The following is a 25,403-nucleotide window of genomic DNA, read 5'->3' as shown; positions in this document are numbered from 1 at the left end:
ACGCCGATGGTGATTTGGCGGCGGAAGGCCGCCCGAAGCCCAAAAACCGCCGTCGTGAAGCGTTCTGCGGGCCTTAAGGCTCCGACGGGACGCGCAGGCGAAGGACTGCCGCATGCACCGAGGAACCGACAGGCCGTTGAACAGGGGTTATCGTTGTCGAGGAATCTGCCTGCATCGGTAATGCATTACGAAGCCCTTCACGACGGCGGTTTTTGGGCTTTTGGGGGCTCCGCCGCCATGGGGCCCACCTCTGTGAGGGGATCCGCCGCTTTTAAGCCAGAGCTGGCATACACCCGTTCGAGCGCTGATACCACTGATCGCAATCGAGCGCCATGCGGGGCCGCTTCGGTATCGGCTTGACAACGACGTATTTTGCCGCCGCTAAACCAAGTGCTCGGCGAAGCGTGCGCACTCCAAGTCTTCCGCGACGCATGTGATACAATCAGAAACGGGAGGCCGGTTTTCGGCCTCCCGCCGAGACGAGAACGCTTACGGGAATCGTAAAAGCGCTTACTCGTCTTCTTTGATCTCGTAGTCGAACTTGGTTTTGCACCACGGGCACTTCGTAGTGAAGCTGCCGAATTCGCGGCTCGTAACGATTTTGCGCAGCGGCTTGCCGCAGTTCGGGCACACCTTCGGCGCTTTGTCGGGAATCTCTTCGATGCCCTCAACGTCTTTCTGGTTCGGACTGTATGCCATGTCGGGCCTCTCTTTCGGTCGTCTTGTCCTATATCGCAGGCGGGTTCTTCCCGCCCTTTATCCGCCTACGGCACGAAGCAGGTGACCCCGTCTCCGAGCTCGGCCATGCGGGCGGGCACGTCCTCGAGGGGCACGGCCTCCATGCACTTGGCGAGGCAGTGGTGGGCGCAGGCGGGCTTCAGGCCCCCTTCGAGCCTCGAGGCGCACAGGTCGCAGAGCGCCGAGGGCACCGGCACGTAGTCCCAGTACCACTCGCCGGCCAGGCGCTCGGGGCCGAACTCGGCGAGCCTGATGCCCCACTCGTCCTGGGACCCGATGCCCTTCTCCTGGCGGCAGGCCACCTCGCAGCTGTGGCAGCCGGTGCAGTACTTGTAGTCTATGAGCAGCGCGTGCTTCTTCACGATCGTCTCACCCCGCTTTCTATTCGCCGTCGTGCTTTGCTTCGTAGCTCAAAGGAGCGTGTTGATCGGTCATGCTCTCGGGTCCGCGGCTCGCAGGTGCCACGTACGCCGCCGGATTCGAATCGCCCGCTTCGTAGCCGTCGACCTTGTAGATCTTGGCGAGCACGTTCTTGTAGGGAGCGCCATAGCCGAGCTTGCCGACCTTGTACATCGGAATGAGCTTGTTGACGTTCGATTTCCAGGTGCCGAACAGGTTCGGGAACTCGCCGTCCTCCTCGGGATACCACCAGCCGTGCGTGGCGTGGATGACCCGCTCGGGCACCTCGTTGGAAATGCGGGCACGCTCGACGCACTTGCCCAGGGAGTTCTCGATGCACACGAAGTCGCCCGCCTTGATGCCGTATTCCTCGGCCGTCTTCGGGTTGATGGTGACGAGCGGATCGGGCGTGATGTTTCGCAGCGTGGGAAGCTGGCGATGCTCCGAATGGAACGAAACGAAATCACGGCCGCCGGTGGTGAGCACGAGCGGGTACTCCTCGTACAAATCGGGCGTGCTGTAGGGGCTCATCGCCGGCTCCATGAAGTAGGGAAGCTCGTCTTCGCCGAAGTCGTCGTAGATCGAAGAACATACCTCGATCATGCCCGTCGGCGTGTTGAAACCAGGTTCGCCGTCGGGGCGCAACAGCCCTTTCTCGTACTTGCGGTACTCGAAGTTCTGCTGGTATACGCCCATGTCACGCAGGTCGTTGAAGTCCCAATCGTACTGCGTGCGGATCTGCGCGTTGAAGAACTCCTCGGCAGTCTCCCACGGCCATGCTTCGGGGTTGAGGCGCTTGCCCACGAGCATGTCGATCTCGAGGTCCGATCGGGCCTCGCCGGGATCGAGCGCGGCGTTCATCGCGCCGAGGAAGTGAGTGTTGCGCCCGAAGTGCGGGAGCACCACGCCGTCGTGCTCGGCGAATCCGCTGACCGGAAGCACGAGGTCGCACAGGCCCATGATGGTGGGCGTCATGAAGCAGTCCTGCGCGGCGTTGAAGTCCATCTTCATAAGCGCGTTGTACCAGCGCTCGGGCTCCGCATACACCGTCGGCGAAATCGGGTTGGTCGCGTAGAAGTAGGCCATATGGAACGCATAGGGCTCTTCGGTTTCCATGACGGTGAGGACCTCGTCGGGATGGGCGAACGGCCCGCATGCGTACGCCGGGTGGTCTTCCTTCGCGTCGATGCGCTTCGCCATGGTCTCGGGCTCGACAAACTGCGCGGTCTCGAAACGCCAGCGCCCCATGAAGCTCGAGGGCAAAGACAGCGTGATGCCGCCGGGCACGTCCATGTAGCCGCAGATGGCAGCGAGCGCGAGCAGCGATTGGCCCGCCTGCGCGCCGTTTTGCTGCGTGTCGATGGCGAGGCCCCACATGATCGAGGACGGGGCGTTGGTGGCGAAGGCGCGCGCCGCGCCGCGGATGACGTCGGCGGGAACCCACGTGATGTCTTCGGCCCACTCGGGCGTCGTGTCCTTCACGCGCTCGGCAAGATCCTCCACTCCGAACACCCAGTTCTCGCAGAACTCGTGGTCATAGAGATCCTCGCCCAAAACGACATTGAGCATGGCAAGGCCTATGGCCGCATCGGTGCCCGGGCGCAGCTGCAGGTGGTACTCTGCTCGGGCGCCGAGCCAGGTCAGACGCGGGTCGATCACGATGAGCTTGCTCCCCCGCTTCATGAGGTCCACGATGGCGTGGCCGTAGAAGCCGTCGGGGTTGGACTGCAACGGGCTCTTGCCCCACAGGATGATGTACTTGGGCACTTCATAGCGCGGGTCGTCGTAGCGATCCGGGAAATAGGCGGCGTAGTCGAGCTCGGGATAGCCCGCGCCCAAAAGGAAGTCGGCAACGACCGTACGCGGTCCGTAGCACGACCCACCGCTCATCGAAAACGAGCAGTTCGGCGTCTTGAAGCAGGCTTGGGCCATCGGAGGCGCATACAGCGTCGCCTCGCGTCCGGTTCCCTGAAACAGGTAGATGGTCTCGGGACCGTAGTCTTCCCAAATCTTCTTAACCTCGGCCTCCAGGATGTCGAGCGCTTCGTCCCAGGTGATGCGCTCCCACGTATCCTTCCCGCGGTCTTCCTTCGCGCGCTTCATGGGGTATTTGATGCGGTCGGGGCTTTCGAGGAAGTCCTTCATCGCAAGGCACCGCGGGCACAAACGCCCCTGGCTGATCGGATGGTCGGGATCGCCCTCGACCTTGACGAACTTGCCGTCCTTGTCGGTGTAGATGAACATGCCGCACCCCACCGGATGATCGCCCGGAGGGGACCAGCCGCAGGTACGAACTCTGATCAGCTCCCCCTCGTCGCTTTTCCACGTCTGAGCCATTGTCATAACCCTTCTCCTTCCTTAGATGTATTCCCTCCGTTAAACGTCCCGCTCGGCAGCGTTCCGAGGTCCTCCATGGCGACACCTTTCGTTTCCGTCTTGATGAGCACCTTCGTAAAGAGGGCGGCCAGGCAAAGCGGGACGAGGAACACGACGAGAACTGTCGAGAACGTCGATCCCGATGCGAGGGCGCCGCCGATCACCATCGGAGTTATGAAGCCGCCGATTCGCGCAACCGTGGTCACGCAGGCCTGCCCCGTCGCCCTGATCTCGGTGGGGTACGCCTCGATGGTGATGGGTGCCGGAGACATGTAGGCGTAGTTGATGGCGAACCCCATGAACGTGCACGCCACGATCATCAAGCCGCCGAACCCGAACACCGCCGTGAACACGACCGACAACCCGGCGAGGGCAAACGCAACGTAGGCGCTTCTGATCCTGCCGAGGCGATCGGCTGCAACTCCTGCTACGATGGCACCGGCGCATCCGAGCAGATTCATAAGCGTGGTGTACCCGTAGCTCGCGCTGACCGAATACCCGCTTTGCAGCAAGATCGTGGGCATCCAGTTCGTGAGCCCGTACGAAAGAGCGCACGTGGTGAACGCAACCAGCCAAATGCCCACTGTAACCTTCAAATACTTCTTTGATACGATCTGACGGAGCTGACCTCTTGCCTCAGCCTCGGGTATCCGTATCTCATCGGCCGTGTAGCCGCCTTCTTTCGGCGAATCAAGCGTCTCGTTGATCCTGTTCACGATCTTGAGCGCTTCCCCCGTCCTGCCCTTGCTCAACAGCCACTGAACCGACTCGGGCATGATGAAGTGCATGAGTATCCCGTACAAGAAGGGAAATCCCCCGATGAGATAGCACATACGCCAACCGAAGTTCGGAACCACGTACATGGCCGTTAATCCCGCGAGCACCCACCCGAGCATCATGAACGTCTTCGTGATGGTCACGAACGCGCCGCGATGCTTGGTTGGCGCGTACTCCGAAACGATGGTGACGCTCAAGGGGATGACCGCGCCGACCCCGATGCCCGACAGTATCCGGCATACGGCGAACGCGTCGTAGGTATGGACAAAGAAGATCGGCACCGTAAGCAGCGAGTAGATCAAAATGCTCACGTTCATCACGTGCTTTCGACCGAACCTGTCGGCGAGGTACCCCGACAGAAAGCCGCCGATGAGCATGCCCAGGAGACTGAACGAGGCCAAGCTTCCGGTGGCGATGAAACCCAACTGCATTTCCTCGGTGATCTGAGGCATCGTAAACGAAACGATCATGTAGTCGAATCCGTCGAACACCATCGCCAGCCCGACGAAGAGCAGGATCCGAATGGAAAACTTCATGCCTCCCGGTTTTTCGATGATGTCTGAAACGTAGACTTTATCCACAGCAGAATCCCCCTTATTCCCAGCAACAAAGCGATCGACCCGAGGCTTCGCCCTGTTCGGACGGCGGCCCGCAGCCCAACCTTCAGCGGCCGAGCTGCGGTCTTTCCGCACCGCCCACGAGCAGCTGCCCAACCGCCTACGGCACGAAGCAGGTGACCCCGTCTCCGAGCTCGGCCATGCGGGCGGGCACGTCCTCGAGGGGCACGGCCTCCATGCACTTGGCGAGGCAGTGGTGGGCGCAGGCGGGCTTCAGGCCCCCTTCGAGCCTCGAGGCGCACAGGTCGCAGAGCGCCGAGGGCACCGGCACGTAGTCCCAGTACCACTCGCCGGCCAGGCGCTCGGGGCCGAACTCGGCGAGCCTGATGCCCCACTCGTCCTGGGACCCGATGCCCTTCTCCTGGCGGCAGGCCACCTCGCAGCTGTGGCAGCCGGTGCAGTACTTGTAGTCTATGAGCAGCGCGTGCTTCTTCATTAACATCACCTCTCTAATCCCGATGGATGGCTTCGTAGCTCATGGGCTGCGGAGCGCCGGCAGTCATGCTTTCAGGTCCGCGGCTCTCGCGCGGCACGTACGACTCGGGAAGCCCCTTGGCGGCGTCGAGGTCGTCAACCTTGTAAATCTTGGCGAGCACGTTCTTATACGGCGCGCCGTACCCTGTTTTGCCGACCTTGTACATGGGGATGAGCCGGTTGATGTTCGACTTCCACACCCCGTACAGATCGGGATACTCGGGATCGTCTTCCGGATACCACCAGCCGTGCTCTGCATGGATGACCCGCTCGGGTACTTCGTTGGACACGCGAGCGCGCTCGACGCACTTGCCCAGCATGTTCTCGATGCACACGAAGTCGCCGTCCTTGATGCCGTATTCCTCGGCCGTCTTCGGGTTGATGGTGACGAGCGGATCGGGATGCAGCGAGCGCAGCGAGGGGATCTGACGGTGCTCGGAGTGGAACGACACGAAGCTGCGGCCGCCGGTGGTGAGCACGAGCGGGTACTCCTCGTACAAATCGGGCGTGCTGTAGGGGCTCATCGCCGGCTCCATGAAGTAGGGAAGCTCGTCCTCGCCGAAGTCGTCGTAGATCGAAGAGCTCACTTCGATCAGTCCCGTCGGCGTGTTGAAGCCGGGCTCGCCGTCGGGGCGCAGCATGCCCTTCTCGTACTTGCGGTACTCGAACGGCTGCTGGAACGCGCCGAACTCGCGCAGCTCGTTGAAGCCCCAATCGTACTGCGTGTGTATCTGCGCGTCGAAGAATTCTTCGACCGAATCCCACGGCCATGCTTCGGGATTGAGGCGCTTGCCCACGAGCATGTCGATCTCAAGGTCGGACTTCGCCTCGCCGGGATCGACTGCGGCGTTCATCGCACCGAGGAAATGGGTGTTGCGCCCGAAGTGCGGGAGCACGAACCCGTCATGCTCCGGGAAGAAGCTGACCGGAAGCACGAGGTCGCACAGGCCCATGATGGTGGGCGTCATGAAGCAGTCCTGCGCGGCGTTGAAGTCCATCTTCATGATGCCGTTGTACCAGCGCTCGGGCTCGGCGTAGCAGGTGGGCGATATGGGGTTCGACGCATAGAAGTAGAACATATGGAACGCGTAGGGCTCCTCGGTCTCCAGCGTGGTCAACACCGAGTCGGGATGGGCGTAGGGGCCCGTTGCGTACGCAGGATGGTCGTCCTTCGCATCGATGCGCTTCTTCTCCGTCTCCTTGCCGACGAACTGCATGGTCTCGTAGGTCCAGCGCCCCAAGAAGCTCGAGGGCAGCGCCAGCGTGATGCCGCCGGGCACGTCCATGTAGCCGCAGATGGCGCCGATGGACAAGAGAACCTGTCCGGCCTGTGCGCCGTTTTGCTGGGTGTCGATGGCAAGGCCCCACATGATCGAGGACGGGGCGTTGGTGGCGAAGGCGCGCGCCGCGCCGCGGATGACGTCGGCAGGAACCCACGTGATGCTCTCGGCCCATTCGGGCGTCGTGTCCTTCACACGCTCGGCCAGCTCGTCGAGGCCGAAGACCCATGTCTCGCAGAACGCATGATCGTAGAGATCTTCGCCGATGATCACGTTGAGCATGGCAAGGCCGATAGCCGCATCGGTGCCCGGACGCAGCTGCAAATGGTACTCGGCGCGCGAAGCGAGCCAGGTCAGGCGCGGATCGATCACAATGAGCTTGCTGCCCAGCTTCATAAGGTCGATGATGGCGTGGCCGTAGAAGCCGTCGGGGTTTGACTGCAGCGGGCTCTTGCCCCAGAGTATGATGTACTTCGGCACCTCGTAGCGCGGGTCTTCGTAGCGCTCGGGGAAGAACGCGGCGTAGTCGAGCTCGGGATAGCCTGCGCCCAAAAGGAAGTCGCCGATGACGGTACGCGGCCCGTAGCATGAGGCACCCGACATCATGAACGCGTTGTTGGGCGTCTTGAACACGGCCTGCGCCATGGGAGGCGCGTATTCGGTGGCCTCGCGTCCGGTTCCCTTCGAAAGGAAGATCGCCTCGGGCCCGTACGTATCCCAGATCTTCCTCACTTCGGTCTCGAGGATGTCGAGCGCCTCGTCCCAGGAGATGCGCTCCCACGTATCCTTGCCGCGGTCTTCCTTGGCGCGTTTCATGGGGTACTTGATGCGGTCGGGATGCTGCAAAAACTCGCCCATCGCAAGGCACCGCGGGCACAAACGGCCCTGGCTGATCGGATGGTCGGGATCGCCCTCGACCTTGACGAACTTGCCGTCCTTGTCGGTGTAGATGAACATGCCGCACCCCACCGGATGGCACCCCGGAGGCGACCAGCCGCAGGTGCGCGTGCGGATAAGATCGTCCTCCTCGACCTTCCATTCCTTATCCATTGTCATAGACGCTCCTTCCTTTCGGCGCGCGCTCGGGCTTGTTCTTCCCACTGCGCGACCGCGTTGTCTTTCGTCTCCTCGGATAGCGTTTCCCCGCATTTCTTACATGCCTTGAAAACAAGCATGTTCTTATGTCCGCATGCGGGGCACTGCACGAACTTTGGCTTGCAGGTATCGCACGTGACACGGCAGCCGCCGAAGCACATGGCAGACCTCCGTTCTCTCGGCGCTGAGCCTCATCCGACCTTTCGGACGCAAGCCGCTACGGCTGGACCGGCGGCTTGGGCGCACCGGGAGCCTGGGGAGCGCCGGGAGCCTTGGGGGATCCGGGGGCGGCTGTCGGAGCTCCGGGTGCGGGAGCCGCGCCGCCGGCAGGGGCTGCCAGCGATGCCGGGTCTATACCCTCGAGGCTCGTTTTGCAAAACGGGCATTTCTTCGGAAGCAAGCCTTGCGTGACGTTGATTTTCTTACCGCAATTCGGACACGCTGCACCGGCGTTTGCTTCTGCTGGTCTGAAGCACATAGCACATTCCTTTCACTCGTAGTTGCGCGCTCGCGAAACCCGCTTGATCGCTTCGGGCTACTGCTCTTCGACGGCCTTCTTCTTAGCACCAAGCTTCTTGCCCTGATCGGGAATCAGGAACATCAGGATGCCTCCGACGACGAGATACACCGCCGCGATGGTGAAGAGCATCTCGAAGTTCGATCCGCCGCCAGCCAGAGGAATGGTTATGTTCGTCAGGGCAAGCGAAGCGCCTGCTAAAACGAACGTCTGAACCAAACCGCCTGCCGTTGCCGCCTTCTCGCGTCCGTAGATCATGACGGGCCACGTGAAGATCATCGCGAGCAGCGCGCCGAGGCACCAACCGGTAATGAAGTAGACGACGTACATAACGACTCCGACCGGCATCTGCCAACCGAAGTAGATGCCGAGAGCGGTAACGATGGCGTAGATGACGATGACCGGGCGGTAGGCTTTGATGGCTTTGACGATGAGCGGAGTCACAACCGAGCCGATGCCCATGCCGATGGTGATGGCCGTCGCAAAACCGCCTGCAGCAACCGGGTCGAGTCCGCGGGCGTTCACCAGCGACGCGTTCGTAAACGCCATCAGCGGCACCTGAGCGGCCATGAGGAAGAACGCGCCTCCGCACAGCACCCAGATCCACGGGGTCTTGATGATCTCGACGAGGCTTTTGAGCACCTTTCCGCTGTCTTTGCCTTTTTCCTTGTCTTCAGCTGCCGCGATCTCATCGGAGCGTTCTTTACCGAACAAGAACCAGCCGATGAAGAACACCGCGGATACCACAGCCGTGACGATGAACGCGAACTCGATTGAGGGCATGAGCGACGTGAGACCGACGCCGAGCGTGTTCGCAACCGGCGTGGTCGTGGTGGCTATGCCGACCGCCAAGGCGATCGTCGCAGGCGGGAACCAGCCGCCGAGAATCTTGGCGCGGTTGACAGCCATGAACATGCCCGTGAAGCCGCAGAACATATTGGAGATGTACTGCGCCTCGAACGAGAAAGCGAAAATGCGCGCAACCGTCGCAACGAGCACCATACCCGCAGCGATGAGCACGATGTTTCGGGTTCCGATCTTGTCGGAAAGGATGCCCGACACGAACGCGAAGAAAATGCCGATGAACTGAGAAGCGGAATAGATCGATGCATACTGTTCGGGCGTGAAGCCGTAGTGCTCCATGAACTGCACAGACATGCCTGCCAACTGGTTCTGCGCATAGGACGCGATAAACACGCCGAGCCAGACCAATGCCAGTACGATGGCAGCCTGGACGTTCTTGTTCTTCAGTGTGAACATACACAACCCCCTTTGTTGTGGGATGCATGCAGCCAGAGCGCCCCTGCGCTTTACCTGCATACGTATTCCTTATTCCAGAAGATCCCCTGAATTAGCTGTGTGTAGTACGAATCGCCGGCCAGCTCGGGATGCGCATCCCATCGTCCTAACTGCCTCGTTTGGGGATGCGCGCCCGCTTCCTACACTGCTTGCATTGTATGAAACGGAGCACGGGCCGCGCATTGGCGAAGATTACAAATTAGGGGTCATTATTTGGAATAGGAGCTAGGATCGCAGGTCGGGCTATAGGTGGTCTTCGAGCATCAGCCTGTGGTAATCGAGCATCATACGGCTTCTGAGCACAGGCGAATCAAACGAGATGTCGAAGCGCTTCTCCAGCCTCGACACATGGTACAAAACGGTGTTGCGATGAACATGGACGAGCTTCGCCGTATCCGTCGCGTTGCGGCCGTTGTTCAAATACACCCAGATCATTCTCACTATTTCTGTACCCGACGCCCTGTCTTCCTCGGCGAGCCTTTTTAAGATGCTGTGATCGAAGGAAAACTCCACGAGATCGGGATCGCAGCCCTCGGTCAGAATGTAGTATTTCAGAACATGCTCGAACGCGTAGCACGGGATATCGGAGCTTCCGTACAGCGCATCGTACTCGTTTCGCAAAGGGGCTCGCATGGCGTACGCGATCAGCGCCTGCCGGTAGGCGCATTCGATATCCTTTATCCCGAAAAACACCTGGGATGCCCCGGCGGCTATACCGAACGGATTGTACACGTGCTCGTCAACGTCTTCGTATGTTTTCCTGCCCGACAGCGCCGCTTCGTTGACCGAAGCGGAGTATAGCAGCACGAGCAGGTCGCCTTTATGCATGAACGGGTACACGAACCCGTTGTTCAGGTTTTTCGCAGCCTCGATCACCCGCGAGCGTTCTTGGAACGATTTGCGCGAGCTGAATTGGAACCGCAGAAGCCTGAACTGCTCAGACGCGGGAATTGCCGTTTTAGCCAACTGGGCATCGATGTAGTCCTCGGTCATCGGATCCCCGTCGATGAGTCCCGCAAGCACCCGGTGCCAGGGCGATTCGAGGTTAACGGTCGTTTTCCAGAAATCGTTGCATATTGAAACGACGCGCCTCATGAACTTGAGGAAAAGGTCCTGCAAGCATTCGAGCGAGCCCGATTCGCAGGCGAGAACGACATGGAAGAGGTACGCGTTGTCGATGAACACAGGGTAATGCAGCGCCGGATACCGATGCCGCTCGTTCGGCATGCACAGTGTGAGCTGGCTCTTTTCTTTGGCAACCGCAAGAACGTTCTCTTCGATTTCCCGCACCTCATGCTCGCTGTAGCAATTATTGTCCACGAGGTAGCGATACCCCTCCTCCGGGGGCTCGATGCTGCGCGAATACGCGATCAGGTTGTAGCCTGTATCGGTGATGCACACGAAATTTCCGAGCATTTCCTCGCTGAGCGATATCAGCCTATCAAGGCGGCCGCGGTTGTACACGACCCGATCCATCTCGTTTTCCCAGATGAGATCGTTGACAAAAAGAGATTGGAGCAGCGAGTCGTAAAAATAGAACCGCTTGGTTTGCCTCATAATTACCACGCGGTTGCGCCGGTTTTTGCGAGAAACCCATGCGGGAACGCAATCGTCATCGACGAGCACGACGCAGAAACTGCTCGGATTGTCGTCGAGGAGGCTTTCGGCGACCTCGTCATGGCACAAGAACAAAACCTCGTGACGGTGACTCCGATCGAAAAAACCCCGCTTGCTCGGAATCGGCGCGTACCACGTAAACCGTTTCGAGCAGCTTTCGGGAACGTGAAGCACCTCGAAATCCTTGATGACTTCGATAAGCATATTGTAGGTCACATCGCCCAATCGCAGCGCTGACCCAGCACCGAACCCAAACGAGGTGCCCTCTTCATCGTGAACAGAATAATCGTTGTGCATCGTCTACCCCCAGAGATGCCGATTCGCGATCGCATGGCCGAAATCCGCGTGATGAAACGTCGAATAGCATACCGCAAGAGTCGAGCGAACCGCAAGCGAGCACCAAAGGTTATATCTTACAAAAGACGAGGCTTACCCATACCCGCTCGCCCATCCCCGCAAACGTCGCTGAAACGCAAACGGACCCCGCAAGCATGCGCCTGCGGGGTCCGCCTTCTGTACGGAGGTGCGTCTCTTACTGGCCGGGTGCCTTCGGAGCGCTCGGAGCGCCGGGGGCGCCGGGAGCCTTCGGCACACCGGGAGCGCCAGGCGCTTTCGGGGCGCCGGGAGCACCGGGAACGCCGGGCATACCGGGGGCAGGCGTGGCTTTCGCACCGCAGCTCGGGCACTCGGTTGCGGTGGGGTCCACCTCAGCGCCGCACTTGGGGCACTTGACAGGACCGGCTTCAACGGTTGGTGGTCTGAAGCACATAGGAGTTCCTTTCTCTAACCTACAGGTTCATTATGCTCACAACGTCTGCGGTGCGGCTTCGGTAAAATCGATATCCGCACAAACCGTGCATAGCTGTTGCATATCCGTTGCACGACCGCGCGAAAATCCCTTCCCGCAACCGCGACAACGGAGACTATTCTTCCAGAGCAAGCATAGATGCGCATCCCACAAATTGCTTGATACGCACTACAAGCCCTCAGACTAGATGTCTGATTTACCCTCATACTGAGGTTTATCCGCGTATAAAGCCTACACGGCATGCTCAAGCGACAGCGTCGGCTCCTGCTCGGCCTCCCATGCTTCGAATATAACGCTTCCGCGGTAACGATACACGCCGTAAACGCCCGCGAAATCGTATCCTGCGCACGAAAAGCATCCGCCGATCGAGGTGACGAATTCCGCCGCCTCGACGTTGAAAGCACCCGAATCGAACACGTAGAAATTCGCGATGTTGTCGCGGCTGCCCGTGGGAGCGAGCATGATGCCCGTACCGAATTCGATGGGAAGCCCGTCGCTTTTGAGGCGAAGGCCCTGAAGCGCAATACGAGGCTCGAACCGCCCGATCCAGCTTTTCCGCTTAAGCTTCGCCCATTCGGCCCACACCGATGTGCGTTTCTGCGCGTCGTCGTCGTAGACGGCGTTGAAAAACCCTTTACGCACATCTGCGGCGTACGAGTCAATCTACTCGCGTCTGCGATGCATGGAAGATGGGAGGAGCGAAACGCTTCCATAGGTGGGCATCAGGAGTTTTGCGACTTCAATTTTTCGTTTACAACCCTATTTATGGTATACAAATGTAAGAAGAGTCACTATACTTAGTGCTAATTAGGCATACAGGGTATAGCAGGTAGCATAGATGCAGAAGCAAAGCGCCTCCGGCACCAAGCCGCATAAGCGAACCAGTGGGTCGTTTTCCAAACCCACCTCTGCCCCGCTCACCTCAAACCGCCCCTCAGCCCCGCACCGCTCCCCCGCCCCCAACCGACATTCCGAACCGAACCGCACCGCAGCATCGCACCGGACTTCATCCTCGGGCCGTTCGGCACAATCGAATCGCACTTCGGCTCCGATACGTTCGTCGCAACCGAAACGCGACAGCGTGCCGCTCGCAGAGAACCCCTACATGCGCTCGACGAGCTCGATCTACACAGGCGGCGAGCGGGCGATCTTCAGCAAGCACAGCGCCGCACGTCGCAATACCCTCGTCCTCGCCATCATGGGAGGCATCTGCATCATCATGATAGCCGTGCTCATCGGCTTCGCGCTGGGCAAAGACGTCGGTTTGGCCGAAGCCGATCCGTCGTATGCGCCGACCGCACAAACCGAACCTGCGCAGGTTCACGACGAAGGTGGATCGGACATTGCCTGATACTTCGACTACTTGACCTGCCTCTTTCTTATCTCACCTGTTTTCGGGTATCTTTACCCGAGCTCGAATTCGGCACCATAATACCCGCAATCGCGCGATGTTTTCCCACCGCGATCTTCCTAAAGTGAGACCTGTCCGTTTCGCCCGCATCCGCCAAAGCATTCGGCAAAGCGCGGGAGAACGAGAGCGTACTGTTCACTACTTTGGGAGGAATTTATGGGAGAGAAAACCATCAGCCGTCGCAGCTTCATCGCAGGCCTTACCGCAACGGGCGCGCTTGCGGCAACGAGCGCACTTGCGGGATGCGCGCCGAGCGCTACTGGCGAACCTGCTTCGGGAAATCAAGCACAAAGCACGCAGACCTCATGGCGCGACAAGCCAGAGCCGATCACCGATATCGCAGAAACGCTCGAAGCCGATCTCGTCGTAGTTGGCGCGGGCAACGGCGGTTTGGTTGCCGCCACCACCGCCGCACAAGAAGGCGCTAAGGTCATCGTGCTCGAAAAGGGCGGCAACATCGCTGCCGCACGCGAAGCCATCGGCGCCTTGAACTCGAACCTCGAGCCCGATCACTACGAAGACCCAGCCAAGCTCATGAACCACGCCAACATGACGCAGTCGGGCGATGCGAACATGCTCATGTACAAGACATGGGCCGAAAAATCGGGTGAGATGATCGAGTGGATGAAAGAGACGCTCGAGCCCAAGGGCATGCTCTTCCCCTTCGAATGGCATCGCCCCTCGGCCGATCTCGCCCCCGAGGCGTACTATCCCGCCATGTGCTACAACCCCTGCCTCGACGAGTACAACCCCGACGGCCCGAACTACGGCGCTTACATGCACCTCGAGATGATGCGCGAAGTGTTTTTGGAGCTCGGTGGCGAAATCCTGTTCACCACCCCGGCGCAGCAGCTCGTCCAAGACGATACGGGCAAAGTCACCGGCGTCATCGCCACCTCGAAAGATCGCGGCAACATCCAAGTGAACGCAAGCAAGGGCGTCATCATCTGCACGGGCGGCTACGGCGCAAACGAGGAGATGCTCCAAGATCTTTGCCCCGTCGTATCCGAATACTGCGTGCTCGGGGACAGCGTAACCGAAGAGGGCGACGGCATCCGGATGGCGCTCTGGGCGGGCGCATACCTCGAACAAGGCGGCTCGTGCATGATCTGGAACCGCGGCCTCATGAACGACGACACCGAGTTCGGCCGCCCGTGGCAGGGCCAGATATTCTTGCCGGGCAGCCAGCCGTTCTTGCACGTGAACGCAAACGGCGAGCGCTTCATGAACGAAGATCAGTGCTACCCGATGAGCTATTCGGGCGGCCTCAACCAGCCCGGACACTTCTCGTGGGAAGTATGGGATGAGAGCTACTGGGACGACATCGTGCAGTTCGACACCTGCGGTTGCTCGCGCTTGGCACCCGCCCCCTCGGGCACCGCGTTCAACGCCGACGTGTACGACTGCGAGGCGATGAGCAAAGAGCACCTCGACAACTTCTGGTTCGCCCCCAACCTCGAAAGCGGTGCCATCAAGAAGGCCGACACACTCGAAGAACTCGCTTCGGCAATGGGCTTCGATGCCGACAAAACCGCCGCGTTCGTCGCTTCGGTCGAGCGCTACAACGAGCTTGTAGCAAAGGGCGTCGACGAAGACTTCGGCAAGGAAGCGTTTCGCATGAGCGCCGTCGACGAGCCCCCTTACTATGCTGCCCGCATCTCGGGAGAGCTGCTCGTCACCACGCACGGCGTGGTAACCGACACCAACAGCCAGCCGTTGCGCGAAGACGGAACCGCCATCGACGGCCTGTACGTCTGCGGCAACGACCAGGGCGGCTTCTATCCGCACAACTACCCGAGCAACTTCACCGGCATCAACGCCGGCCGCGTGGCCACGTTCGCCCGCATCGCGGCAAAGCACGCACTCGGCGCCGAATAGGCGCTCCCTGAAAGTCCGTTTCCCTCCTCTGAAAGGCCTCCGCGTGGAGGCCTTTCGCTCGTTCCCGGCAACCGTGCGCACCCGCCTCACAACGGCACATGCCCGCCTCAGTGCACCAGATCGATGAGCTCTTGGCGCGAATGGACCCCGAGCTTCGCGTAGATGTGCTTGGCATGGGTCGCCGCCGTCTCCTTCGATATGACGAGCGCATCGCGCACATAGGGTATGGACCTACCCCGTGCGAGCAGTTCGAACACCTCGGTTTCGCGGGGCGTCAGCTCAAAGCGCACCGCAAGCTCGTAAATCCGGTCGGACAACTCAACGCCCGAACGCTCCCGACCGTCCACCCCCTCGGACTGCATCGGCGAGGCAATTTCAGAACCTTCAACCGCATCCCCTCGGTTGAACGCAAAGCTCTTCGTATCGTTCAGCACGAACATGGTAACCACCACGAGCACCGCAATCGACACCGCAGCCACCTGCACTACCGAAAGGCTGCCATCGCCGAGAGGTTCGGTCAAACCCGTATACAGCATGACGCCGAGAAAATCGCCGAGATGGACGAAGATCCAGCCGAGGCCGTACGATTGCACCGCCGTCGCCTTTCCCGCCACCGCATACCGCGCAAAGTACAGCTGGGTTATCACGCAGAAGGCGAAGCGGGCGGCGATGGACACCAGAAACGCCCAGTAGCCTCCCAAACCTGCGCCGAACAGGATCAACGCCACAAATCCCATCACGAGCGCAGGGCACATCCACCGATAGAGAAACGCAATCGAGATGCGCCGGGGACCAATCGTCGAAGCGAACGAGACCACGGCCATGAACGCGATGCTCGCGAGCAGCACCGCCTGGAACTCGGGGGCATGCGTATCGGGAGCCTGCCAAAACGTTCCGAGCAAGCACACGAACAAGCATGCCACCAGGATGCCGAGCCCTGCTCGACCCATCGAGGCGAGCACGCTCACGAGGCTTTGCTTGGCAAGGTTGCGCGCATCGTCGTACGCTTTCTGCTCCGACGCCCCCGAATGCTCCGCGGTGGCGGCACCGCTCACATCCTTCCAGGAAAGATAGAAGCACAGCCCCGATAAAAGCGGCAGTGATGTCACGAATGCAAGCGCGATCCAGCCGTCCATGGCCGATACGAGCAGCACGAGCAGAGCCGAGAAGATCGCCGACAAGGGAGCGAGAAACTCGCCGTCTTCCTGGGAAATGCGGGCATAGTATTCACCCCACATCACCCACATGAACCCGCTGCCGAACCCGGTGAGCACAGCGCCGAAGACGAACAGGGCAACCGTAAGCGCGACATCGCCCGTAAGGCTGAACAGAAGCGGCGTCGAGAGCGCCGTTGCAACGGGCGCGACCAAGAAAAGCGAGGGATGTTCAGTCGGCGAGCCGAACCGTTTTTCGCCGAGCACGATGGCAACAAGCATGACAACCGACATGAACACGGGAAACCCGGTGAAGAACAAAAGCTCGAGCGGACCGTACGCGCCGTACCACACGCCGAGCTTTCCCGTATACCCCTCCACCACTTCGGTGTAGAACACGCAGAACACCCATGCGAGCAAGAAAGACCATCCGAACCGACGAAGCGGCGTGAAGCGCGCTACCATGCGCGCAATGCCTTGCTCTTGTCGGTTACCGCTGCTCACTGAATCAATCGGCTTTCTCTGTTCGCCCGCTTCACCGGGCATGTGTTCGTTCGATCCATTATAGCCGCAATCGGATAACCTCATCCCGAAACCTATGGTGCTGTAAAGATTGCGAATACCGCTCGGCGCATTCTTTCTAATCAAACGCAATAACGTCCCATGATTCGACGGCGAGTCCCCGAACTCGTTCGAATTCCTTCACGTTGTCGGTAACGAGGGTTGCGAGGTGGGCTCGTGTTGTTGCGGCTATCATGAGGTCATTCGGCCCGATAACCCTGCCGTCTTTTTCCAACTCGGCTCTGATGATCCCGTATTCCTCGGCACACGGGGAATCGAACGGAATGCTTTTGAACGGCGCAAGGAACAACTCGACTTTCAGAAGGTTTTCCTGGGGCTTGGCGCTTTTGAGGGCCCCGCATCGAAGTTCGGCTTCGACCACCGCAGGTAGCGCAATTTCCTGGGGGTCGTGCGCCTTAAGGGCTTTGAAAACATTCGGCATGGTGCCTCGGAGAAATTCGATGCACACGCAGGTGTCGAGAAACAGCATCACCAAGCACCTCGCACGCCGTCGACCGAAAACGAAAGCTCTTCCGGCTCGCAGAATGTTTCATCTTCGATGGAACCGAACAGGTCCCAGTACCCCGTCGGCCATCCGCTTGCCACGTCGTTGCGAATGAGGTCGGCCACGTATTTCGAGAGCGACGCGTTGGCGAGCGTCGCCTTTTTCCGCAGGGCAGCCATGGTTTCATCTTCGAGGTAGAGCGAGATCTGAGCCATCGCAGCTCCTTTCAAGTATATTCACAAGTATACTTGAAAGAAGGAAGCCGAACAAGCGAGCGGACGAATGCCACGAACACGGTGCCAGCATCGCGATCGCCGCTTGCCCAGCAGGTTGAAACCGAGAAAGGGCGAGGCCGCATCGACCTCGCCCCTGCCCTGAAGCCTCCGCTGCGTCGGGTGCACGCACTCAGCGTTGCCCTTCGACCTCCTGACACGCTGCAAGCGTTTCGGCGTAATCGGCCCGATACGCTTCGAGTTCCCCCGCAAGCCTTGAAAGCTCATCGCTTGGAAGCACGGCGTCGTTCGCCTCGTCGATCGAGGCGAACCCGCCCGCCTTCAGTGCTTCCTCAACCGCAGCACGCTCGTTTTGAGAAGGTCCCACTTTGAAGCCGCGCATGGCGGCGAAGTACAGCCGATCACGTTCGTAGAGCTCGATGTCCTCTTTAGGCCTACCTGCATCGCGGGCTTGTTCGGCCAGCGCCAGAGCTTCGGCCGCATGCGCTTCGAACTCGTCAAGCTCTGTGCGCACGATGCGGTAGCGGCGATCGGCTTCAACGGCCTCGCGAGCGCACGTTGCTTTCGCTACCCGTGCGCCGAGCTCTTCCATGCGAGGCAGCGCGTCGCAGAGCGCCTCGAGGTGCTCGAACATCTCGTCGACCGAGCGCTCGCACGCACCAGGCGCATCGGAAGCGCAAACGTTTTCGATATTCACAGCACCCTCGCTTCCGCCAACTCGCCTTAGATTTCCTCGTATACGCCGGCCAGCTGCTCGCCGAGGCACTTGCCCTCGACCAGGCACCTGCCGTGGCTGTTGCCCTGCACGTTGATCGGGTAGTCGTAGGCGTAGATGTCGCCCGCGCAGTTGCCGATAGCGTAAAGTCCAGAAACGGGTTGGTTGTCGGCGGTGAGCACCTCGAAATTATCTGAGATGTGGATGCCGCCGCACACGCCGAGCAGGCCAGGACCCACTTTGCAGGCGTAGAAGGGGCCCTGCTTAATCGGGTACAGGTAGTGGGATTCCTTGTAGAAATCGGTATCCTCGCCCGCTTCGCACAACGCGTTGTAGCGCTCGATGGTCGCAAGGGCCACATCGGCGGGAACGTCGAGCTGCGCAACGAGTTCCTCGATGGTATCGGCTTTTTTGTAGTTGTCGGGATTGTCGGTCACGCCCTTCTCGACGCCCTCGGCATGCGATTTCGAAGCGTCTTCGTAGGTGGAGCCCACGGGACGGAAGCTATCCCAGAACATGCCGCCGCCGTACTGGAGGCTGTCGGTATTGTCGGCTTCGAAGTTGGCATCGAAGATCGACCATGCGTGATCGTAACCCCCATTGACCATAACGCCGACGCACTTGCCCTGCACCCAGGTTGCCTCGTTCATGAAGCGTTTGCCGTCGGGGTTTACGAACAGGAAGGGTCCGTGGTAGGTCGCCGCCGCCTGCGGATGCATCATTGTGGGCCACGGGCCGTCCTGGAAGGCACCGCCCGCCCAGGCTGCCATGTTGTGGCCATCGCCCACGTTGCCGCGATCGGAGCACAGGCGCGTCATGACTTTGAGGCCGATGGGCGCGAACGCCTCGAGGTACTCGTCGTTGTAGCTGATATCGCCCGTGGCAAGTACGACACCCTTAGAGGCATTGTACTGCACGTACTTACCCTCGGAGTTCTCGCAGATAGCTCCCGTGACCGCACCTGATTCGTCCTGCACGAGCTGTACTGCCGGCATCTCGAACACGAACTCGGCGTTGCCGGTCTCTTCGGCCTTCTTCATAAAGAGGTACTCGATGTAGTTCGCGATGTTGATGATGTCCGAGGTGGTCTCGCCACCGTAGATCATATGGTAGCAATCGATCTCGGGGTGGACGACGCTGCGCGAGCCCACGGTGACCATGCAGCTTGCGCCGTCGGATTCGGCCACGTCAAGCAGCCAGTTCATGCAGCGCTCCGACTCGCGGAACCACTTGGCCACGAGCGATTCGCGGCAGCGGTTGCCGCAGGTTGCCACCCAGCGCTCCATCTCGATCGGCTTGTCGACGGTGACGCCGAGCTTATCGAGCTCGCGCGACCCCACCGCACCCGTGCCGCCGACACCGTGTCCGTTGAGCACGGTATCCTTCTCGACAAGGACGACCTTGGTTCCGTTTTCCGCCGCATTGAGCGCGCAGCACGTGCCAGAATAGCCGCCGCCGATGATGAGCACTTCGGTGTCCACGGTTTCGGCGATGTCGGTGATAGGCTCGGGTTTGATCTCCCAGGTATGCTTCGCCTGCGAGGCATCCGACCCCGCATCGCCACTCGCACTCGAAGCCGTTCCCTCGCCCGATGCCGCCGGGCTGCAGCCCACCACGCCGAGCGCCGCAACGCCCGCAGCGGAAAGTGCCGCTCCCTTGAGCAGATCGCGCCGAGAGATACCTGATTTCGTTTCGCTCATAAGATTCCCTCCTAAAGAATCGGTCTCTTCGGTTCCGCATTCGCATACCGGAATCCTTTTCCAGTTTGGTACGAAACCGTGCACCGATAGTAGGAAACAACAGGGCGCCGCACACCCCATAAAACAGGTTGTTTTTACGTTTTGCCTGGTAAAGTAATGGGTATCACCCAAAGAAGCAGACGGGCGGGCGAGACAGACGAAGCGGGCGAGGCAGCTTACTTTCGAGCCATCAGATCGATCAGCTGCTGCTTCGAGTGGACGTCGAGTTTGCGGTAGATGCTCTTAGCGTGGCCCCGAACCGTGTTTTCCGATATAAACAGCTTCTTCGCGATTGCCGCAACGCTGTTGCCCCGCACGAAAAGCGCCGCCACCTCGCGCTCACGCTGGCTCAGGGGGTCGACGACGCCCAGCTCGTCGAGGCGCGAGCAGAACGAGGCGTTCCAAGCTTCCTCGAAATCGACCTCAGGCGAGGGCGCAGCCGGCTCACCGTCCCGCTTCGCGCCTCCCGAATCCGTTTCACCGTCTCGGTCTTCGTCGCGTCCGCGCTTGCGCTGCCTTGTCCACGAGACGAGAAACATCGTGATCGAGAGCACGTAGACGCACATGAACAGCACGCTCACCACAAACGAAAGGTCGTGCGCGAACGCAGAGCCCAGATGCGCCCCAATCGCATCGCCGCCCAACATGGCTGCGTATACCGGGCACAAACCGAGCGCGTATACGTAGATCGACGGCATAGCGCGCTCATTCGCATAGACGGCGCACGTGACGATAAGCAGGAGGTTGACGATTTCAAAGCCGAACATGAGCATGCCCGAAAGCATAGGCGCATACTCCATGCCAAACACGATGGGAAGCAAGAACGCTCCCGTTATCAGGGGAAACAAAACCTGGTACGAGCGGAGCACCTCGAAACCCTTTTCCGAGAACAATTCAATGAGCGCGATGACAAGCGCTGCTGCACCGAAGCCGCCGAGCACCACGATGAGCGTCGGGGAGCCTGGATCGGCGAGCAGATTCGATGCCAGCTTCCACACGAACCCGATCGAGCAGACGCAGAAGACTGGCTTCCAAAGGTCTTTCAGTGCAAGGACCATATCCATGCACGCACGATCGTCGGACGGAGCAGCCTCTATTTCGGCAAGCGCCCTGTACAGCGAGACGGCGGCAAGAAGCGGAAAGGCTATCACCGCACACGCAACCGTACCGGGAAGGGAAAGCGGCTGCATGGCAAAGCACAGAATCGCCGACGCTACGGCCGAAAGCGGTATGTAAAGCGCCGTGCGCGTAGCGCCCTCCGAGGTGAAGAACAACTGCCACAGCCCGTAAAACGTACCGCTTGCAAAACCGACAAGCGCTCCCGAAGCAAGCACGAAAGGAACCCTCGGCCCTTCGCCGTAGAACCCCGCGTAAAACAAGGCAGCACCACAGGCAAGCAAAAGCCCCGCGACAAAGGCTACCCGCGAATCGGGCTGCTCCTTGCCTTTCGCCCGCACGATGAGGACCATGATCAATACCGCGGCGATCGTGCAGGAGAGGTTGACCGTCTTGAACGTGAGCATCTCGCCCGGCGTAGCCGAATCGGGGTACAACAGAGCCGAAAACGTCGTCGCCCACAAAAACGCAAAGCCGATATGATGCCAGCGCAACGTTTTGGCTATCGCTTTCGCTTTCGTGAATGACAACAGAATCCCTCGGATCGCTTTACGGCAATGCATTTCGCCGCGGATTTCCCGAGCGCGCCCTTCCGCGCTCCATGGCAATTGCATGCATTCTACCACCGATTGGCACGGCAGAAGCGAGCAGACTGAAAGCATCGCGCGGCAAAGCGAAAAGGATCGATTAGCACAATAGGCCGTTTGCGCTGGTAAGCGCATCCCCCGCGGCGGGTGAACAGGGATTTGCACAAGTCACTCCCGTTCGGGGGATACCGCCGCCAGAGGCAGCGCCGTATCGTTCGCAGCAGCGCATAAGCGCAATTCCGATACGAAGGAGGGAACCATGAGTATCACGACAGAGCATTCCGAAAAGCCGGGATTTACCAGGCGAACGTTTCTTGCTGGGGCGGGAGTCGGCGCGCTTGGCATCGCTGCAGCGGGCATGTTCGGTTGCGCCCCCGCAAGCGAGGAAAAGCCGAAAGCGGCGGCTGAAGAGGATTCGGCCAATACGACCTCGGCCGCAGCACCAGCCGAAATGACCGAAACCGTCGATACCGATGTCGTCGTCATCGGCACGGGGGTTTCAGGGCTCACCGCAGCTATCTCTGCCGCCGAGGGAGGCGCGCAGGTTATCGTGCTCGAAAAACTCGATGGCTTGAAAAAGGTCTACGCCCACAGCATCACGGCAATCGGAACGTCGTTCCAAAAAGAGCTGGGGGAAGACTGGACGCCCGAAGAGCTCGTCGCATTCTGGAACCAGTACCCCGACAGCGATTCGTTTATGGACACCGAAGCCCAGCTTTTCGCTGCCAAGCATTCAGCTGAGTCGATCGATTGGCTCATCGAGCACGGAGTGGATATCGTGGGCGTTACCGTACCGCCCACCAACCCGTTCCAAGTACCCGCGCGCACCTTTGTCACCAGCGCTGATCGTGATGGGGTGAAGGCCTACCTCGAACCGCTCAAAGCCAAAGCCGAAGAGCTTGGCGTCGAGTTCCGCTTCTCGACTGAGGCGACTAAAATCATTACCGATGACTCGGGCGCTGTAACCGGACTCGAAACGGTTTCAGGAAGTACGGGAACGCTGTTCAACGTCAAATCGCTCATCGTCGCCGCTGGCGGCTTCGGCGGCTCATCCGATCTGCTGCGCCTCTACGCGCCCCACACCCCCAATTGCTCGACCTTCGACGGCGAGTCGAAAGGGTTCGCGCTTTTGCAGGCCAAAACAGTCGGAGCCGATGTGGTGGCACCGGGCGGAACCATGGCGTATTTCGTAAACGTCGACGGTGGATACAGCGACAATCCCGGCCAGGGGCTCTTCGTCAACCGCGAGGGCAAACGATGGGTCAACGAGAACCTGTACTTCCTCGATCGCGCCGGCATTGCCTACAAGCAGGGCATCACCGAGTATTGGGCTTTGTACGATTCGCCCCTCTACGAGCAGGTCGCGGGTCAAACTGGCGAAAAAGGCCTCGAGTCGGGAACGATTGTCAAAGCCGACACCATCGAAGAGCTCGCCCGCAAGATGAACGTCAATGTTGCGGCGCTCACGAAAACCGTCGAGGATTACAACGGCTACTGCGCGGCGGGCGAAGATCCCGAGTTTAACAAGCCCGCCACGCGCATGGGCCGCGTGTTCGATCCCGACGATCCGAAGGAATACGATCTCGACGTCATCGACAAGGAATTCACGCTGCTCAACCCACTAGCTACTGCCCCGTTCTACGCTATCGACATGACCGTACAGACAACCGCCCTTTCCGGCACAACAGGCGGAATGCGTACGAACACAAACGGCGAGGTCATGGCCGTCGACGGCTCGATTATCCCGAACCTCTACGCAGTCGGGGAATCGGCTAACGGCCACTTGATCGGGTATTTTTACCCGCAATCGGGAACATCGCTGTGCATGTGCTTCTGCTTTGGCCGCTATGCCGGAGCTGCAGCAGCAGCCAACGCAACCGCCTAACCGTTCGGTCCCGTGCTCCCCGCAAAAAAAACGGGGAGCACCCCTATGCTATACTCGCCGCAAGGGGGTGGATGACCGGATGCCGAATACCGAAGATAGACGCGACATGCGCGCAATCAAACAATCGCTGCAAGCATTTGCCCAGACCGCCGCATCCCAGCCCGCACTGTGGATTGGTTTCGCTTGTGTATGCGCTTGGCCTTGGAGCTGCACGTCTGCAACGCTCGTATACGCAAATGCAGGAACCGTCGGATCGCCCGTATGGCTCGGATCGAATCTTACCTATCTCATCATCGGCTTATGCGGTATAGCGCTCGGCCTCGGATTCAGAAAATCGGCAGCACAGCTCCCGAGCACCGCCATCGCCGCCATTGCCGGCGTATGCTATGTTGCCGCGTCGGCGCTTTTCGTTTTGCTCAGCAAGCTTCCATCTGACTATCTCGATCCGGGCTATGCAACAATCTCCTCTATCTGGCCGGTTTTCGCAGGCGTCGGACAGACGCTTTTGTTCCTTGAATGGATGAAAGCGTTTGGCCGAACAGGGCCGAAGAAAACCATTGCACTTGTCGTATGCGGCTCCATACTCGGCACCGCGCTCATATTCTCACTCAATTTCATCCCCCAAACGATTCGGGAGCTCATGCCGGCAGCCATCGGCGCCTGCGGTGCCTTCTGCGCTTTTCTCATGTCCAAGCAGCCCGGCAACGACAACAGCGCCCCAAACGCAGCCATCATCTTTCCCGAAAAGACGCGTGCACCCTGGAAGCTGCTCGTAACCGCGGCGGTAGCGGGCTTTTCCTTCGGCACGTTTCAAAGCCTGTCCTTCACAGGATCGTTCGGAACGGCGGCTTGGTACACGTTCGGCATTGTCGGGTTCCTCGTTGCATCGGTTCTGTTTGCCCTGATTACCCTCGGCTTGAAAATGAACTTCAACTACATGATCTATCGAATATCGTTTGTCATCATGGCTACAGGCGCATTCTTGTGCCTGTTCGGTACCGAGGTTTCAGCCTGGGGCTACGGCGTGTACTGTATCGGGTACCGATGCTTCGACATGCTCATCTGGTGTTTGTGCGCCTATCTCATTCGCCACAGAAACGTTTCCCCGGTTTGGCTGGGCGGATTCAGCATCGGCACGCTGCTTCTCGGAAGATTTCTCGGGTTCGAGATGTTCACCATCCTCCATCCCCTGCCTGCTTCAACCGATGTATCGCTGCTCGTCGCCAGCGTTCTTTTCCTGCTTATGCTTACCGCCCTGTCACTCGTCAGCCACAACAACCTGCTCGAGGCATGGGGCATGGCGAAACCCAGCGAGGCTTCGAGCGATGCCGAGATACTGGCTTCTTGCTGCGCCCAGATCGGAGATATCTACCACCTGTCTGATCGGGAAAGAGACGTTCTTGAGCGCATCGCCCAAGGAAAGAGCCGCGCCGATACCGGTGTCGAGCTCGTCCTTTCGGAAGAGACGGTCAAAACCCACATCCGCCACATCTATCAAAAATGCGACATCCATTCCCGCAAAGAACTCGACAATATGGTGGAAGCACGAGTCCGCGAAATCAAGGACGATCGGATCGACCTGATGCAGCGGGATGCCGCAGAGTAGAGTTTTCTCACAAGAA

General features: G+C 59.7%; 21 protein-coding genes. 4 read left to right on the top strand and 17 right to left on the bottom strand.

Features of this window, described 5'->3' with window-relative positions; genetic code table 11:
- Window positions 1-510: 510 nt before the first annotated feature.
- From FJE54_RS06875 to FJE54_RS06825, 11 genes are all read right to left on the bottom strand, one after another.
- Window positions 511-699, bottom strand: a complete 189-nt coding sequence (locus tag FJE54_RS06875) for a hypothetical protein (protein ID WP_139651951.1) — start codon at window positions 697-699, stop codon at window positions 511-513.
- A gap of 65 nt (window positions 700-764) precedes the next feature.
- Window positions 765-1,100: an oxidoreductase gene (locus FJE54_RS06870; RefSeq protein ID WP_139651949.1), complete on the bottom strand. Its 336-nt coding sequence runs from the start codon at window positions 1,098-1,100 to the stop codon at window positions 765-767.
- 19 nt (window positions 1,101-1,119) lie between these two features.
- Window positions 1,120-3,480, bottom strand: a complete 2,361-nt coding sequence (locus FJE54_RS06865) for a molybdopterin-dependent oxidoreductase (RefSeq protein WP_255467261.1) — start codon at window positions 3,478-3,480, stop codon at window positions 1,120-1,122.
- A complete protein-coding gene (locus tag FJE54_RS06860) occupies window positions 3,477-4,871 on the bottom strand; it encodes an MFS transporter (RefSeq protein ID WP_139651950.1) in 1,395 nt (464 codons plus the stop codon). The genes FJE54_RS06865 and FJE54_RS06860 overlap by 4 nt, the downstream gene beginning before the upstream one ends.
- Before the next feature lie 136 nt (window positions 4,872-5,007).
- Window positions 5,008-5,343, bottom strand: a complete 336-nt coding sequence (locus FJE54_RS06855) for an oxidoreductase (protein ID WP_139651949.1) — start codon at window positions 5,341-5,343, stop codon at window positions 5,008-5,010.
- A gap of 13 nt (window positions 5,344-5,356) precedes the next feature.
- Entirely contained in the window at window positions 5,357-7,717 is a 2,361-nt protein-coding gene (locus tag FJE54_RS06850) for a molybdopterin-dependent oxidoreductase (RefSeq protein WP_255467260.1), read from the bottom strand.
- Window positions 7,718-7,973: 256 nt separating this feature from the next.
- Window positions 7,974-8,234 (bottom strand): hypothetical protein, encoded by a 261-nt coding sequence (locus FJE54_RS15990; RefSeq protein WP_180326612.1) that lies wholly within the window; start codon window positions 8,232-8,234, stop codon window positions 7,974-7,976.
- A 57-nt stretch (window positions 8,235-8,291) separates the two neighbouring features.
- The gene (locus FJE54_RS06840; RefSeq protein WP_180326611.1) at window positions 8,292-9,533 is read right to left on the bottom strand and encodes an MFS transporter; all 1,242 of its coding nucleotides are present in this window, start codon (window positions 9,531-9,533) and stop codon (window positions 8,292-8,294) included.
- Between the two features lie 282 nt (window positions 9,534-9,815).
- Complete coding sequence (locus FJE54_RS06835; protein WP_139651947.1) at window positions 9,816-11,486, bottom strand: PucR family transcriptional regulator; 1,671 nt, start codon at window positions 11,484-11,486, stop codon at window positions 9,816-9,818.
- A 235-nt stretch (window positions 11,487-11,721) separates the two neighbouring features.
- Entirely contained in the window at window positions 11,722-11,958 is a 237-nt protein-coding gene (locus FJE54_RS06830) for a zinc-ribbon domain-containing protein (protein ID WP_139651946.1), read from the bottom strand.
- A gap of 270 nt (window positions 11,959-12,228) precedes the next feature.
- A complete protein-coding gene (locus FJE54_RS06825; protein WP_139651945.1) occupies window positions 12,229-12,639 on the bottom strand; it encodes a hypothetical protein in 411 nt (136 codons plus the stop codon).
- A 439-nt stretch (window positions 12,640-13,078) separates the two neighbouring features.
- On the opposite strand from FJE54_RS06825, the gene FJE54_RS06820 reads away from it, so the two are divergent.
- Entirely contained in the window at window positions 13,079-13,348 is a 270-nt protein-coding gene (locus FJE54_RS06820; protein WP_139651944.1) for a hypothetical protein, read from the top strand.
- A gap of 216 nt (window positions 13,349-13,564) precedes the next feature.
- Window positions 13,565-15,286 carry an FAD-dependent oxidoreductase gene (locus FJE54_RS06815; RefSeq protein WP_139651943.1) on the top strand — a complete coding sequence of 574 codons (1,722 nt, stop codon included), beginning with the start codon at window positions 13,565-13,567 and terminating at the stop codon, window positions 15,284-15,286.
- A gap of 107 nt (window positions 15,287-15,393) precedes the next feature.
- Here the strand turns inward: FJE54_RS06815 and FJE54_RS06810 are convergent, their stop codons facing one another.
- The 6 genes from FJE54_RS06810 to FJE54_RS06785 form a co-directional block, all read right to left on the bottom strand.
- Window positions 15,394-16,905 carry a response regulator transcription factor gene (locus FJE54_RS06810; protein WP_255467259.1) on the bottom strand — a complete coding sequence of 504 codons (1,512 nt, stop codon included), beginning with the start codon at window positions 16,903-16,905 and terminating at the stop codon, window positions 15,394-15,396.
- 175 nt (window positions 16,906-17,080) lie between these two features.
- Window positions 17,081-17,491, bottom strand: coding sequence for a type II toxin-antitoxin system VapC family toxin (locus FJE54_RS06805; RefSeq protein WP_139651941.1), 411 nt, complete (start codon window positions 17,489-17,491; stop codon window positions 17,081-17,083).
- A complete protein-coding gene (locus tag FJE54_RS06800; protein WP_139651940.1) occupies window positions 17,491-17,721 on the bottom strand; it encodes an antitoxin in 231 nt (76 codons plus the stop codon). The genes FJE54_RS06805 and FJE54_RS06800 overlap by 1 nt, the downstream gene beginning before the upstream one ends.
- A 190-nt stretch (window positions 17,722-17,911) precedes the next feature.
- Window positions 17,912-18,436, bottom strand: a complete 525-nt coding sequence (locus FJE54_RS06795) for a hypothetical protein (protein ID WP_139651939.1) — start codon at window positions 18,434-18,436, stop codon at window positions 17,912-17,914.
- A gap of 26 nt (window positions 18,437-18,462) precedes the next feature.
- Window positions 18,463-20,154, bottom strand: a complete 1,692-nt coding sequence (locus FJE54_RS06790) for an FAD-dependent oxidoreductase (protein ID WP_139651938.1) — start codon at window positions 20,152-20,154, stop codon at window positions 18,463-18,465.
- A gap of 215 nt (window positions 20,155-20,369) precedes the next feature.
- Entirely contained in the window at window positions 20,370-21,839 is a 1,470-nt protein-coding gene (locus FJE54_RS06785; RefSeq protein ID WP_180326610.1) for a helix-turn-helix transcriptional regulator, read from the bottom strand.
- A gap of 316 nt (window positions 21,840-22,155) precedes the next feature.
- On the opposite strand from FJE54_RS06785, the gene FJE54_RS06780 reads away from it, so the two are divergent.
- A complete protein-coding gene (locus tag FJE54_RS06780) occupies window positions 22,156-23,781 on the top strand; it encodes an FAD-dependent oxidoreductase (RefSeq protein WP_139651936.1) in 1,626 nt (541 codons plus the stop codon).
- Window positions 23,782-23,860: 79 nt separating this feature from the next.
- On the top strand, window positions 23,861-25,387 hold the full coding sequence (locus tag FJE54_RS06775) for a helix-turn-helix domain-containing protein (protein WP_180326609.1): 1,527 nt from the start codon (window positions 23,861-23,863) through the stop codon (window positions 25,385-25,387).
- Window positions 25,388-25,403 lie beyond the last annotated feature (16 nt).

This window comes from Raoultibacter phocaeensis, from assembly GCF_901411515.1.
Taxonomy (GTDB): Bacteria; Actinomycetota; Coriobacteriia; order Coriobacteriales; family Eggerthellaceae; genus Raoultibacter; species Raoultibacter phocaeensis.
The sequence above is the reverse complement of the archived record's forward strand: the minus strand, read 5'-3'. Positions and strand labels throughout refer to the sequence as shown.